The organism is Sulfurovum sp. UBA12169, assembly GCA_002742845.1.
Classification (GTDB): Bacteria; Campylobacterota; Campylobacteria; order Campylobacterales; family Sulfurovaceae; genus Sulfurovum.
Window position 1 is genome coordinate 420010 of the sequence record DLUH01000005.1, and the last position, 15026, is coordinate 435035.

Here is a 15026-nt window from a genome sequence, read left to right on the forward strand (position 1 = left end):
AGATATGGTTGAACGATATGCTAGAGAAGAGATGAGTAGCAAATGGACGATGCAAGCAAAGTATCAAGCATGGCTGGATGTTGAGCTAGCAGTAGTGAAAGCATGGAACAAATTGGGACTTATTCCGGATGATGATGCACAAAAAATTATAGCCAACGCAGGATTTTCCGTAGAGCGTATTGATGAGATCGAAGCAATAACAAGACATGACCTTATTGCTTTTACTACTTCTGTATCAGAGACATTGGGTGATGAAAGCCGCTGGTTTCACTACGGAATGACAAGTTCAGACACGGTCGATACCGCAGTGGCTTTGCAAATGACATCTTCGCTCAAACTGATTATAGAAGACGTAAAGATGATGATGGAGTCTATCAAAAAAAGAGCATATGAACATAAGATGACACTAGTGGTCGGAAGAAGCCATGGTATTCATGGAGAACCCATCACATTTGGCTTGGTGCTTGCAGTATGGTATGATGAGATGGCAAGACATCTTGAAAATCTCGAGCAAACCATGGAAGTCATTCGTGTAGGGCAAATTTCTGGCGCGATGGGAAATTTTGCTCATGCTCCGCTTGAGCTTGAAGAATATGCGTGTGAAGAGTTAGGACTAAAGTTTGCACCGGCATCCAATCAAGTCATTCAGAGAGATCGGTATGCCAGACTTGCCTCGGCTTTGGCATTGCTCGCATCAAGTGTTGAAAAATTTGCCGTACAAATTAGACACTGGCAGCGCACAGAAGTGTATGAGTGTGAAGAATTTTTTGCCAAAGGCCAAAAAGGGTCATCAGCAATGCCTCACAAAAGAAATCCTATTTTAACAGAAAATATTACCGGACTTGCACGCATTATCCGAGCATACTCTATCCCTGCAATGGAAAATGTAGCACTTTGGCACGAAAGAGACATTTCTCACTCTTCAACAGAAAGATTTTGGTTGCCCGATGCTTTTATTACAACAGATTTTATGCTTCATCGCATGAATAATGTGATCGCAAATCTTACGGTAATGCCAGAAAACATGATGAAAAATCTCAATCTGACAGGAGGATTGGTTTTTTCCCAAAGAGTTCTTCTTGAGTTGCCAAAAGCAGGCGTGAGCCGAGAAGACGCCTACCGAATTGTGCAGCGCAATGCAATGAAGGTGTGGGAAGAGATACAGCATGGCAAACCAACAACCAATGAAAAGGGGGAATCGCTCTATCTTCAATATCTTTTGGAAGATGAAGAGCTAAGAATCTCGCTAAGTGAAAAGCAGATAAGAGAATGTTTTAACTATGACTATTACACAAAAAATGTAGATAAGATTTTTTCTCGCGTATTCAAATAAATTTTGGCAGGTTTTTTATAAAATCTGCCAATGATTGCTTTCTTTTTTTCTCTTATTCAATCCTCGCTTATGCAGAATCTTGCATGGGTTTATACTTTTTGTAAAGGATATTAATTTTCTTATAAAAATTTTTATAAAATAATATATAAATTCAAAAGCAAACAAGTAAAATTTGAGTAAAATATTTTTATAAAAACAGACATGTTTCCTGTGTAATTTTCTAAAAAATCGTTATACATAAAAGGCAGAAATAGCGGTATTTTTCAGCCATAAAAATGCGTTACAGATGAACTGAATACAATTTGTATCTATTTTGAAGGATAAAAGGAGTAGAAATGATTAGAGTTGTCAAACGAAACGGAAGAGTAGAGACATTGGATATATCAAAAATTCAAAAGTATACATCCGCAGCAGTAGAAGGTTTGGAAGGCGTTAGCCAAAGTGAGTTGGAAGTTGATGCAAAACTTCAATTTCGAGACATGATTAACTCTGAAGAGATACAGCAAACACTCATTAAAACGGCAGTTGACAAAATTGACATCGACAGACCCAATTGGACATTTGCTGCAGCGCGGCTTTTTTTATATGATATCTATCATAAGGCAAGCGGTTTTACGGGCTATAATCATCTCAGGGAGCATTTTGAGCGCGGAGAAAAAGAAGGACGAATTGTTCTTGGACTAAAAGACAAATACGATCTTGATGACTTGAACGACTATATCAGGCCCGAACGCGATTTGCAGTTCAATTATTTGGGGATTCGTACGCTTTATGACAGGTATCTCATTAAAGACAGATCAGGCTCTCCGATAGAGCTTCCGCAGCAGCTTTTTATGGGAGTTGCAATGTTTTTGGCACAAAATGAGTTTGATTGCCAAACATGGGCAAAGAAGTTTTATGATATTTTGAGTAAATTTGAAGTAATGGCGGCCACGCCAACCTTATCCAATGCAAGAACGCCAAGACATCAACTCAGTTCGTGTTATATTGGTTCTACGCCAGACAATATTGAAGGTATTTTCGATGGTTATAAAGAGATGGCGCTTCTTTCAAAATTTGGGGGAGGAATTGGATGGGACTGGTCACTTGTGCGCGGCATGGGTTCATATATAGATGGTCACAAGCATGCCGCAGGAGGTATTGTGCCTTTCTTGAAAATTGCCAATGATGTTGCCATTGCTGTTGATCAGCTAGGAACGAGAAAAGGAGCCATTGCTGTCTATATAGAGCCTTGGCATATTGATATAAGAGATTTTATCGATCTTAAAAAGAACTCAGGAGAAGAGCGTCGCAGGGCGCATGATCTCTTTCCTGCGCTTTGGTTGAATGATTTGTTTATGAAGCGTGTGCAGGAAGATGCTACATGGACACTTTTTGATCCGTATGAAGTACCTGAATTAACGGAACTTTACGGGGCAGCATTCGAGGCGCGTTATGTTGAGCTGGAAAAAACGCAAAGCGTTACAAGGGAAATTATTTCAGCTAAAGGATTATGGAAAGAGATACTTAGAAGCTATTTCGAATCAGGTAGCCCGTTTTTAACCTTTAAGGATGCTGCCAACAAGACAAATCCAAATAAACATACCGGGATTATACGAAGTTCAAATCTTTGTACAGAAATATTTCAAAACACAGCCCCAAATAGCTACAAAACAAGATTTATCTTTGAAGACGGCAGTATGGAGGCACACGACGAAAACGAAATGTTGACGGTTGACAACGGGATGATAAAACCCGCAAAAAAAGTGACAGCACTTGATAGTATCAGCGGTAAACAGATATGGATTGTGGATAAAGAAAAAATAGATGGGGATACGGCAGTTTGCAATCTGGCTTCTGTAAACCTTTCTAAAGTTCACACGCAAGAAGATATTGCAAGAGTTGTGCCGACAGCAATTCGTATGCTTGACAATGTTATAGATCTCAATTTTTATCCGCTTGCAAAAGTAAAAAAGACAAACAGTAAGTCAAGAGCAATAGGGCTGGGTGTAATGGGTGAAGCGCAAATGCTCGCTGAAAAATGTATCAGATGGGGGAGCCAGGAACATTTCATAAAAATTGATGAAGTGATGGAATCAATTTCCTACTATGCCATTCGTGCATCTAGCGATCTTGCTTTAGAAAAAGGAAAATATCCCACCTTTGAAGGATCCGAGTGGAGCAAGGGCATTTTTCCAATTGACAAAGCCAATGAAAATGCGTGTAAGCTGGTTGACAGAGGAGGGCTTTTTGGGAATATTCATGATTGGCAGTCACTTAAAGAAAAAGTCAAAGCTGATGGGATGCGCAATGGATATCTCATGGCGATTGCCCCGACTAGCTCCATCTCTATTCTTACCGGAACCACGCAGGCTATAGAGCCGGTCTACAAAAGAAAATGGTTCGAAGAGAATCTCTCCGGACTTATTCCTGTGGTCGCACCAAACCTCTCTCCTGATACATGGGAGTACTATACGCCAAGTTATGATCTTGACCAAAGAGTGCTTGTTCGTGCTGCTGCAATTAGGCAAAAATGGATAGACCAAGGGCAAAGCTTGAATATTTTTATTACTCTGGACAAAGCAAGCGGCAAATATCTAAATGATATTTATATGGATGCATGGAAATATGGATTGAAATCAACTTATTATCTTAGAAGCCAGTCGCCAGAGACCAGTAATGATGTGGAAGACAGAAGTCAAGAGTGTGTTGGGTGCCAATGATTGATTGAAAGTTTTTCGATATTTGATAGACAATGAGCAATGAACCTGCGCCTGAAGCCATTGAAATCAAAATGAATAGATTTAAAATTTTTAAGTTGGGCAGAAAATAGAGTCCCAGGCTAGACCGGATCATATTTTGGATTTTTGAAAAGATATAAAAGAGTGTAAGTAATTTAGTTATAATTGCCCAAAAAGGAGGATTTATGAAAAAATTTGAGAATGTAACGGTTTTGGCGGAAGGCAATAGTTATTTTAACGGAGCAGTGACAAGCCGGACAATTATTTTTGCAGACGGAAGCAAAAAAACATTAGGCTTTATGCAACCGGGAGAATATGGGTTTGGTACGGATGCAGCTGAATTGATGGAGATTACTTCAGGTTGGCTTGAGGTAAAATTGCCAGGCAGCGATGAGTGGATACATATAAAAAGCGGAGAGTCTTTTGGTGTTCCGGCAAAAAGTAAATTTCAAGTTAAAACTTCTATATTGGTAGACTATTGTTGTTCTTATTTGTAGTTTATGTTTATTGTACAAAAAATATTTTCCAAAAAATGACGAGATACGGCGTGAGAGTGGAGAAAAACTTTTGTTTATGATATTTTCAGGAAATCCCGCTGTCAAAAAATATTGCAGATTAAAAATTTATTGAAGAGAAAAAATGATACGTAAAAAAATATATAACCCCGAATCCCAAGAAAAGACAAACCAAAGAAAGATATTCGGAGGAGATCCTACGGGGATATTTGAACTCAATGACATCAAATATCAGTGGGCATATAATTTATGGGAAATGATGCTTAACAATACTTGGTTTCCCAAAGAAGTGGATATGACAAGAGATGTAAATGATTACAAACATCTCACTGATGCAGAAAAAATGGCATATGATAAAGTGCTTGCGCAACTCATTTTTATGGATTCGCTACAGACAAACAACATTATAGACAACCTTAATCCTTTTATTACTTCTCCGGAAATCAATTTGGTTTTGGTAAGGCAGGCATTTGAGGAGGCATTGCATTCCCAAAGTTATGCCGTGATGGTGGACAGCATCTCTACTAACTCCCAAGAGATTTATCAATTATGGCGAAGAGATATGAAGCTTAAGCACAAAAATGATGCTATTGCAAAAGTGTATGAGGACTTGTCGAAGGATCCCACTGACGCTAATATCGTTAAAGCAATGTTTGCCAATCAAATCCTGGAAGGTATATATTTTTATAGCGGATTTACTTATATTTATACGCTTGCACGTTCGGGAAAAATGCTAGGCTCCGCGCAGATGATTCGTTTTATTCAAAGAGATGAGGTTACCCATCTTTTACTTTTTCAAAATATGATTAATGCCACCAAAAAAGAACGACCTGAACTTTTTACCGATGAATTGATCGAAGAAGTTTATGCAATGTTTAAAAATGCGGTAAAACTTGAGTGTGAATGGGGAGTGTATATCACGCAGGGGCAAATTTTAGGGCTCACCGATCAAATCATTGAACAGTATATCCAATATCTTGCAGACAAAAGGCTAAGTGCTGTTGGGCTTAAGAAGCTTTACAATGTAGAGCACCCCATCAAATGGGTAGATAATTTTTCTCAATTTAATGATCAAAAAACAAACTTTTTTGAAGGAAATGTGACCAACTATTCCAAAGGAAGTTTGAATTTGGATGATTTTTAAGGCGGTTGCACATGCAAACGTTTCAAAAAATGGAAGCCGTCTCTTTGCAGCTCCCTGTAGTTCAGCGCTATCAAGACAATCTGGAGAAACTAATCGAATGTCTGGAGAAACACCAAGATAAAACACTCGTAGTAGCACCAGAAGTATGTCTGACCGGATTTGACTATGCGCACCTAAAAACGGCAGCTAAATTTTCTGTAAAAGCACTTAAGATTCTCAAGAAAATAGTTGATAAGCAGATTGTAGTATTGACACTTATTTTGGAAGATAGGGGAGGTTTTGTGAATTGTGCAGTAGCGATTCACAAACATAAAGTTGTCCATAGGCAGGAGAAGGTAAAACTATTTGCACCAGGGGACGAAACTCACTATTTCCTGTCAGGCAAAAAGAAAAATATTAAACCTTTCGAGATAGAAGGGGTGAAGTATGCTTTATTAATCTGCTTTGAGCTGCGCTTTAAGATGTTTTGGAAGCAGATCGAAGGCGCAGATATTGTAGTGGTTCCTGCCAGATGGGGATTGCCCAGAAAACAGCATCTTGAAATATTGTCACGTGCCTTGGCTGTCATGAATCAATGCTATGTTATTGTTTCTGATAGCAGTGACGCAGATATGGCAAGATCTTCCTCGATTATTTCACCCAATGGCGATGCGGTCCAAGATGATACGCAATCCCAAATTGAGGGCACGGTGGATTTGAGAGAGATCAAAAAAATGCGTCGCTATATCGTGATGAATTAATACTTTTAATCACATTTTAGATAGAATCTGCCCACTAATACGAGGGAAGAGTATATATGACAACAGTCCGACAACTGCAACACTTAGTAGAACAAATCGAAACACATTTTATTTTAGATCCGCATGTCAAAGAAGCTTTTTTGTCGGTTGATAGAGAAGTTTTTGTGCCAAATGGTTTTAAGCATCTTTCTTACCAGTTGGATGCACTTCCTTTGGCCGCAAGTCAGTGGATCTCTTCCCCATTGACGGTGGCAAAAATGACACAACATTTGGAACTGGATGGTATTGATTCTGTCCTCGAGGTGGGATGTGGAAGTGGATATCAGGCGGCGATATTAAGTAAAATCTGCCGCCGCGTCTTTACTATTGAGCGCATTGATGAACTCCTTAGGCAGGCTAAAATACGTTTTTCTGCTTTGGGAATATATAATATATTTACTCGTTTTGATGATGGGCAAAGAGGATGGAAACAGTATGCTCCTTTTGAGCGTATTTTATTTTCCGCAACTGCCAGAGAAATCCCTTCTGTGCTTTTTGATCAGTTGGCAGAAGGAGGCATTTTGCTCGCCCCCGTAGAGGAAGGACCGATGCAGATCATCACTCGTTTTTATAAGCGAAACGGCCGCATTACTTCAGAAGCAATAGAGCCCTGTCTTTTTGTGCCCATTCTGGACGGAACACAAAAGTAGTTGACACATTTTCATTGACTTTATGCTATGATTAAAATCAGCAACACTAAAGGCAAAATAATGGAAAAGCTGATAAAACCGGCAGAATATGCAAAAGAAGTCGGAATTTCACGACAAGCAGTCTACGCAAAAATAAAGCGGGGCATTTTGACAACTAAAAATGTAGAAGGAAAACTTTATATTGTGCTCCACGAAGATTCTCAAATATCTAAGGAAGAGCCCACTAAAGCAATTATTTCCAAAACTAATATGGTTGCGCGCGATATGTCTATTTTGCAAAAGCAAAAAAATGAACAAGAATACAAACGTTTATTGGCAGCCAAGGATGAGACAATTCAAGTACTTAAAGGCACTATGAAAGAGCTTAAAAAGAGCAATAAACAAATGTCATCAACCCTAAGAGGTGAAATTGAATTGCTTAAACAGGCATTTTATGAAATGCGAACATTGTATACGCACAAAATAGAACAAATGAAGACAAAACCTCTTTTGCAGAAAGAGATGACAGAGATTTCTTCAGTGTCAACTGAAAGATTTGAAAAATGGATAGGAATAAAGAAATTTCTTAAAAGACAAAATATCATCAAAGAAAAAGAAAAACAACGCATACGAAAATATCTCAAAAAAGCATATAAAGAGGGTGATAGGAGATTGGTAAAAATAGAGGGAAAATTAAAAATTGATTCAGACAAAAAGTATGAAGATATTTTGTAAAGCTTGTTGTTTGAAAATATAGGGTAGATTGAAATTTTTTTGGTTATACTTTACAAAATTTCTTTGGATGACTAAAATGATAACAAAAATAAAAAATAAAATATTCGGCAAATTAGCAATTGTTGGTACGGTTTTAATGCTGTGGACCGCGCCTCAAGCTGCAGCGAGTCTCGTGGGAGTTGAATTTCATGAAGCCGCTTCGGATATTATGATAAATTCACTTCAGACTCAACCCCAAAATAGTTTTTTAAGAAAGATGTATACCCAGCTTTTTTTTGTTCCGGTCTGGATCAATGAAAGATCCCTTTCTTCTTTTGCCCAAGAGCTATTTATCCAGATAAAAGAGGATGAAACGCTTAGCCATTCAACAAGACTGTATGGGGACATGTTAGAGCTTGAGGAGAAAGCAAAAAAAATTTATGAATCTTCGAGTACTTTGGCACAGAAAGTTGATTTGGAATTCAAGATCGCTCAGCTTTATAAAGGGTATGCGGACTATACGCTTTATGGCAGCATTAATTGGGGTGCATTTCAGGCAAGGCTTTCCAATCTTAAAACAAAAGACATTGGAGCAGCATGGGTAACCCATAAACCCAAAGAAAGTCCGGTTTCACTCATTGAAAGCGCGCTCATGAACGGAAGTCTAAAAAAAGAATTTCAAAATGCAATGCCAAACGAATATCATTATAAAGAACTTCGCAAAGCATTGATTCAGTATCTTGAAATCCAGCGAAATGGCATATGGTCACCCGTGCCCTTGAGCGGGACATTGACAGTGGGGCAGTCTTACACGGCGGTGCCGTATCTTAGAGAAAGATTGCGGGCAACAGGAGATTATCATGGTTGCAATGGAAGCAGAGAGAATAAAATATATGACAGTTGTCTTAAAGAGGCAGTCATTCGATTTCAAAAACGAAACGGACTTGAAGCAAAAGGAATAATAGGACAAGCAACTATTAAGGCACTCAATCAGAGCATTGAACGACGCATCGCTACAATACGTTTAAATCTTGATCGTATCAAATGGTTCAAGGAGCGCAATGAAAAACGTCATATCATTATCAACATCCCCGCATTTTCTCTGTATTTTGAAGAAGATGGAAAATTACGACAGGAAATGGGCGTAATCACAGGAACACGAAAGAATCCTACGCCTATTTTTAGCAATCGCGTAAAACAGATTGTTTTAAATCCTTATTGGAATGTACCTGAAAGCATTATACAAAAAGAAATGATTCCAAAATTGTTGCGTAACGCCAATGCGATGGCAAGAGAAAAAATAGAGATTCACAGCGGTTGGGGTGAAGATGACAAGAAAATCAATCCCGCTTCTGTAGATTGGAGTCAATACCGTTACAGCAAAACTGTACCGTTTAGATTTGCACAAGTACCGGGTGCACATAATGCTCTAGGTAAAGTAAAATTTCTTTTTCCCAATGAGTTTTCCGTTTATATGCATGATACCCCTACAAAAGGACTTTTTAACAGAACAACAAGAGCATTTAGCCATGGATGCATCAGGTTGGCCAAGCCGATAGAGTTGCTAAAAACATTTTCTACGTTTAACACCAATGTGGATTTCGATAAGTCTCAAGAGACGCTAAAAGGCAAAAACATGACTTATTTGAATCTTGACAACAGTGTTCCTATAGATGTTGTTTATTTAACTGCATGGATTGACCATGACGGCAAGCTTCAGTTTAGAGATGATATATATGGATATGATGAAATGCAACTAAAATCGTATAGAAGTTGGTAAATAAGACTATTTTAATCTTATTTGGATAGTTTTTTGATACAATCGCTAAAATTGACATTGCTTTAAAGGAAAAGAGTATGGAAAAATTACACTACATTAAAGACGAGATGCTTGTGCATATTCCCATGTGTACGCATGCCCAGCCTAAAAATATTTTGATTATCGGAGGGTGCGATAAGATTAAAAATGAGGTAGAAAAACATAAAGGTTTGGAAGACATTCTTATCGTCAGAGAAAATATTGCTGATCAAATGACAAGATTGAGCGAACATTTTTTTGATGTAGCTATTGTTGCGGATGAAAATTTTAAAACAGACAGAGTTTTTTGGGGTCTGTTGCATAAAGCACTTCATCCAAAAGGTGTAGTTTCTGCAGTTGCGAGCACCATGCTTGTGCAGGAAGAAGTTTTTGAGAAAGAGCTCAAAACAGTTGGCGAACTTTTTAAGATTGTCATGCCTTACCGCTATGAAGGGGTGACAGAAAACGGACAATTGGTGTGTAAAAATCTTTTGCTTGCAAGCAAAGCATATCATCCTACTGCGGATATTAATCTTCAAAGGGCAGATTTGACAGACGGACTGAATTATTACAATTCAGATATTGCAATCGGTGCATTTCAAACTCCCACGATAAGCAAAAAGAGATTCGCAGGGTTGATTAAATTCTAATATGTCATTTAAATACGCCATTGCACTGACAGGAGGAATTGCTACAGGAAAGAGTTCGGCAACCATTATCCTTTCTTTATATGGATTTCGTTTTATCGATGCAGATAAGATAGCACATCAAATATTGGATGAACAGCATATGACAATTGCAGAGATGTTTGGGAGCGATCTGGTTTTAGACAATAAGGTGGACAGGAAGAGTCTGGGAGGCATAGTATTTGCAGACAGTACGAAACGTAAAATACTCGAGTCTTTCTTGCATCCCCTTATTTATAATGAGATAGAACGGCAAGCGCATATGGAAGAGCAATTCCAAAAGCCCTACATCATAGATATTCCGCTTTTTTTTGAAGGCGGCCGTTATCCTATAGAAAAATCTCTTGTAGTTTACACAACAAGAGAGCAGCAATTGCAGAGATTAATGCAAAGAGATAAATATAATCAAACAGAAGCAAGCAATCGCATAGATTCTCAAATGAGCATAGAAGAGAAACGCAAAAAAGCCACGTATATTATTGACAACAGTGGCGGCTTGAAGCAATTGCAGCATGAGTGTGAACGCGCCAAAGAAGCCATTTTAAAGGATTTTTTATGACAGTGACAAAATATTCAGGTAACGGCAATGATTTTATTATTTTTATAGCACAGGAAAAAGCAGACAGAAGCCAATTAGCCAAAAAACTATGTCATAGGCAAAACGGTGTGGGAGCAGACGGAATGGTTGTTGTGCTGCCTCATCCTGAATATGATTTTGAGTGGGAATTTTATAATGCAGACGGAAGTCATGCCGACATGTGCGGAAATGCTTCCCGCTGTGTAGCGCATTTTGCACACGAAAAAGGTATTTCTAAAGACAATAAAGCCGAATTTTTAACCGGAGCAGGGGTTATACGTGCCACAATCAATGGGCTTTATGTGGTGAGCGACATGGTTGAGCCTCAAATACTCCGAGAAGACATTTTTGAGTATGGTGAAATGTGGTGGCTAATCAATTCGGGGGTGCCTCATTTGGTTGCAGTGCGTGAAAATATTGATGCTTTTGATTTGGAACAGGCAAGAATTTTACGTCAAAAATATAATTGTAATGTTAATATCTGCAAAATAGACGGAGATACGATGCATGTGCGCACCTATGAGCGAGGCGTAGAGGATGAGACTTTAGCTTGCGGGACAGGGATGGTTGCTTGTTTTATACGAAATCATAAAGAAGGCAAGGCACCTGATCAAATAAAGGTGCATCCAAAAAGCGGTGATGAGCTTTATGTGAGTTATGAAGACGGAGTTTATCGTTTTGGGGGAAAGGTGACAAAAACATTTGTCGCAGAGACCTTGATATGAGACAATGATTATATTTGAAAAATAGGGCAAAAATGAAAAAAATATTTATTGTTTTAATTGTTGCAACCATAGGTTTGTTTTCCGGGGACTTTGAACAGGCAGTTTCAGACTATGAAAAAGGAAACATCATTAAGGCCCTGAATGCTTTTTTTGTTTTGGCTAAACAAGGAGATGCCAAAGCTCAATATAATGTAGGTCTGATTTATGCCAATGGCAAAGGAGTAAAATCAGATCTTTCTCAGGCGATAAGATGGTATGAGAAATCAGCTCTACAGGGCAATGCATCGGCGCAATACAATCTTGCACAACTCTATCATGAGCGAATAATAAATGATGCCCATGCGGCTGAAAAAGCAAAATATTGGTATGAAAAAGCGGTCGAAGGAGGGCTCAGGGAAGCTTATAATAATCTCGCTTCATTTTATTTGGAAGGCATAGGCGTAAAAAAAGATTCTCAAAAAGCATTTGAGCTTTTCCAGAAAGGTGCGCAAATGGGGGACGGCAGTGCACAAATCAACGTTGCCATTATGTATGCATGGGGAGAGGGCATGGCGCATGATAAGATGAAAGCGTATGAAAATCTTAAAAAGGCGTTAGAAACAGGAAAAAGCGAGGCCGGCGAATATCTAGATAAGCTTTGCAAGGAGAGTGCTTGGGTGTGCAAAAATTAAGGATATCTTTGGCATAATGCCATCCTGTATTTTGATCGCGTAGCTCAGTCGGTAGAGCACTACCTTGACATGGTAGGGGTCGTTGGTTCGAGTCCAATCGTGATCACCACTTCATTTAATTTATTTCTATCAAACTTTTAGCTATAATTACCCCATTTTGAAACATTATGTTAAAAACAAATATGATAAAAGGTTTATTTTGAGCGAAAATATTATCGGTTACATTGATAACCAGGGTAACATTATAGATACACAAACCGCGCAAGGATCATGCAAGGCAATCCCCATAGAATTTGACAACAGCCAAAAGGCACTTGAGATCATTCGACATTCAACCGCACATCTTATGGCACAAGCAATCGCTGAACTTTATCCTAATTCCCAATTTTTTGTGGGACCTGTGGTGGATGAAGGATTTTACTATGATTTTAGGGTCACCGAAAAGATAGGGGAAGAAGATCTTAAGAATATTGAAAAAAAGATGAAAGAACTCATCAAGAAAAAATACAGTATCGAAAAATATACAATAAGCAAAGAAGAGGCACTTGAAAAGTTTGCGAATGATGATCTTAAACTAGCGGTGTTTTCTCGCATTACAGATGATACGGTAAGCATCTACAAACAGGGAGAATTTGAGGATCTTTGCAGGGGACCGCATGTTCCTTCATTAAGATTTCTTAACAATTTTAAACTGACCCGCGTTGCTGGAGCATATCTTGGCGGGAATGAAAAGGCAGAGATGCTAACACGTATCTATGGAATTGCTTTTGCGGATAAAGAATCTCTTAATGCCCATTTGACTATGCTTGAAGAGGCAAAAAAGCGTGATCATCGCAAAATCGGCACAGAAATGGAACTTTTCATGTTTAATGACGAAGCAGGCGCAGGATTGCCGTTTTGGATGCCACAAGGTGCAAAGTTGAGAGTAAAATTGGAGGAGATCCTTCATAAGGCGCACCGCATCAGGGGTTATCAGCCAGTACGCGGTCCTGAGATACTCAAATCTGATATGTGGAGAACATCAGGCCATTATGCTTGTTATGGTGAAAACATGTATTTGACAAACATTGATGAACAAGAATACGGCATTAAACCGATGAACTGTATCGGACATATTCAGATCTTTAAGCAGACGCAAAAAAGCTATCGTGATCTTCCACTAAAATTTTATGAGTATGGCGTTGTGCACAGACATGAAAAATCAGGGGTATTGCATGGTTTGCTCAGAGTTCGTGAATTTACACAAGATGATGCACATATTTTCTGCACACCGGAGCAGATTAGCACGGTAGTCCTTGATGTGGTAGAGTTTGTGGATGCCGTCATGAAACTGTTCGGATTTAATTACACGATGGAAGTTGCAACAAAACCAGATAAGGCTATTGGGGAAGATAGCGTTTGGGAATTAGCAACGCAAGGTTTGAAAGATGCTCTTGACGGGAACAGTTTGCCTTATACGATAGATGAGGGCGGCGGCGCATTTTATGGCCCAAAAATAGACGTGAAGATTACTGATGCACTCGGTCGAAAATGGCAGTGCGGAACGATTCAGGTTGATTTTAATTTGCCGCAACGTTTTGATGTAGAGTATGTTGCGGAGGACAATACCAGAAGGCAGCCGGTAATGATACACCGAGCAATCCTTGGTTCATTTGAAAGATTCATTGCTATCTTGACTGAACATTATGCCGGAGAATTCCCATTTTTTCTTGCGCCAACACAAGTAATATTTGTACCGATTGCGCAAAGTCATGTTGCCTATGCAAATACTCTTAGACAGGCACTTATGCTAGAAGGAATAGATGCGGAAGTATCTGATAAAAATGATTCGCTCAATAAACGTATTCGTACCGCAGAAAAGCAAAGAGTGCCATATGTGGTAGTTATTGGCGATGAAGAAGTAAGCACGCAAACGGTTGCAATACGCGACAGAAGAGCCAAAGAACAATATAATCTTACACAAGACGAATTTATGGTAAAATTAATACAACAACTTCAAGAAGGTAAAATTTGAGCAAACAAAACGATAGAAACAGGGGTAGAAAAAAAGGCGATGACGTCATTATGAATGACGAAATCAGGGCGACTGAGCTTAGAGTACTGGGTGATGATGGCGAACAATACGGGATCATTCCTAAGGCCGAAGCGCTTAGTATCGCTGAAGCCAAAGGATTGGACTTGGTGCTTGTTTCTCCAGATGCCCAACCTCCTGTTGCTAAAGTGATGGACTACGGAAAGCATAAGTATGAAGTCGAAAAAAAGAAAAAAGAGGCCAAAAAAAACCAAAAGAAAATTGAAGTTAAAGAGGTCAAATTTTCTTGCAAAATAGCAGAAAACGATATCAACTACAAAGTCAAACATGCCAGGGAATTTCTGGAAGACGGTAAGCATGTGAAGCTTCGTGTATTTTTGCGAGGACGAGAAATGGCAAATCCAGAGTGGGGCATTGAGGTGTTGCAGCGCGTATGGCCAATGCTTCAAGACGTTGGGCATTTGGAGAAAGATGCCCACCAAGAAGGTCGTTACATCAATATGTATGTCACCCCGCTCAAAAAATAATTTCTACTAAATCATTTTGATCTGTTGACGGCAAAACAGGTCAAAATTACTTTTCTTTTAGAATATTTTACTTCAAATAGAAGTACAGAATCCATTCTTTCTTTTTTGAAATATCCATTTATCTTATCGAATAGGATTGCAGAGATACAAAAAATCTTTATAAATCTTTTAGAATA

The 15026-nt window shown here is 38.8% G+C and carries 14 protein-coding genes and 1 tRNA gene; all 15 read left to right on the forward strand.

The window, feature by feature from the left end; translation table 11 throughout:
* Window positions 1-4 precede the first annotated feature (4 nt).
* The 15 genes from CFH81_07060 to CFH81_07130 all read left to right on the forward strand — a co-directional run bounded on the left by CFH81_07060 (window position 5) and on the right by CFH81_07130 (window position 14850).
* Window positions 5-1333: an adenylosuccinate lyase gene (locus tag CFH81_07060; protein DAB39969.1), complete on the forward strand. Its 1329-nt coding sequence runs from the start codon at window positions 5-7 to the stop codon at window positions 1331-1333.
* A 335-nt stretch (window positions 1334-1668) separates the two neighbouring features.
* Window positions 1669-4035: a ribonucleoside-diphosphate reductase subunit alpha gene (locus CFH81_07065; GenBank protein ID DAB39970.1), complete on the forward strand. Its 2367-nt coding sequence runs from the start codon at window positions 1669-1671 to the stop codon at window positions 4033-4035.
* A 203-nt stretch (window positions 4036-4238) separates the two neighbouring features.
* Window positions 4239-4550 carry a hypothetical protein gene (locus CFH81_07070; protein DAB39971.1) on the forward strand — a complete coding sequence of 104 codons (312 nt, stop codon included), beginning with the start codon at window positions 4239-4241 and terminating at the stop codon, window positions 4548-4550.
* A 142-nt stretch (window positions 4551-4692) separates the two neighbouring features.
* Window positions 4693-5712: a ribonucleotide-diphosphate reductase subunit beta gene (locus tag CFH81_07075; protein ID DAB39972.1), complete on the forward strand. Its 1020-nt coding sequence runs from the start codon at window positions 4693-4695 to the stop codon at window positions 5710-5712.
* A gap of 11 nt (window positions 5713-5723) precedes the next feature.
* Complete coding sequence (locus CFH81_07080) at window positions 5724-6452, forward strand: hydrolase (GenBank protein ID DAB39973.1); 729 nt, start codon at window positions 5724-5726, stop codon at window positions 6450-6452.
* A 56-nt stretch (window positions 6453-6508) separates the two neighbouring features.
* Window positions 6509-7141 carry a protein-L-isoaspartate O-methyltransferase gene (locus CFH81_07085; protein ID DAB39974.1) on the forward strand — a complete coding sequence of 211 codons (633 nt, stop codon included), beginning with the start codon at window positions 6509-6511 and terminating at the stop codon, window positions 7139-7141.
* 60 nt (window positions 7142-7201) lie between these two features.
* Window positions 7202-7855: a hypothetical protein gene (locus tag CFH81_07090; GenBank protein DAB39975.1), complete on the forward strand. Its 654-nt coding sequence runs from the start codon at window positions 7202-7204 to the stop codon at window positions 7853-7855.
* Between the two features lie 76 nt (window positions 7856-7931).
* Window positions 7932-9614 (forward strand): murein L,D-transpeptidase, encoded by a 1683-nt coding sequence (locus CFH81_07095; protein ID DAB39976.1) that lies wholly within the window; start codon window positions 7932-7934, stop codon window positions 9612-9614.
* Window positions 9615-9691: 77 nt separating this feature from the next.
* On the forward strand, window positions 9692-10282 hold the full coding sequence (locus tag CFH81_07100; GenBank protein DAB39977.1) for a hypothetical protein: 591 nt from the start codon (window positions 9692-9694) through the stop codon (window positions 10280-10282).
* A 1-nt stretch (window position 10283) separates the two neighbouring features.
* The gene (locus CFH81_07105) at window positions 10284-10877 is read left to right on the forward strand and encodes a dephospho-CoA kinase (protein DAB39978.1); all 594 of its coding nucleotides are present in this window, start codon (window positions 10284-10286) and stop codon (window positions 10875-10877) included.
* Window positions 10874-11620 carry a diaminopimelate epimerase gene (locus CFH81_07110; GenBank protein ID DAB39979.1) on the forward strand — a complete coding sequence of 249 codons (747 nt, stop codon included), beginning with the start codon at window positions 10874-10876 and terminating at the stop codon, window positions 11618-11620. The genes CFH81_07105 and CFH81_07110 overlap by 4 nt, the downstream gene beginning before the upstream one ends.
* A 32-nt stretch (window positions 11621-11652) precedes the next feature.
* The gene (locus tag CFH81_07115; protein DAB39980.1) at window positions 11653-12291 is read left to right on the forward strand and encodes a hypothetical protein; all 639 of its coding nucleotides are present in this window, start codon (window positions 11653-11655) and stop codon (window positions 12289-12291) included.
* Window positions 12292-12324: 33 nt separating this feature from the next.
* Window positions 12325-12400, forward strand: a tRNA-Val gene (locus tag CFH81_07120).
* A gap of 90 nt (window positions 12401-12490) precedes the next feature.
* The gene (locus CFH81_07125; GenBank protein DAB39981.1) at window positions 12491-14305 is read left to right on the forward strand and encodes a threonine--tRNA ligase; all 1815 of its coding nucleotides are present in this window, start codon (window positions 12491-12493) and stop codon (window positions 14303-14305) included.
* Window positions 14302-14850 carry a translation initiation factor IF-3 gene (locus CFH81_07130; GenBank protein ID DAB39982.1) on the forward strand — a complete coding sequence of 183 codons (549 nt, stop codon included), beginning with the start codon at window positions 14302-14304 and terminating at the stop codon, window positions 14848-14850. Before CFH81_07125 ends, CFH81_07130 begins: the two co-directional genes overlap by 4 nt.
* The last annotated feature ends 176 nt before the right edge of the window (window positions 14851-15026 follow it).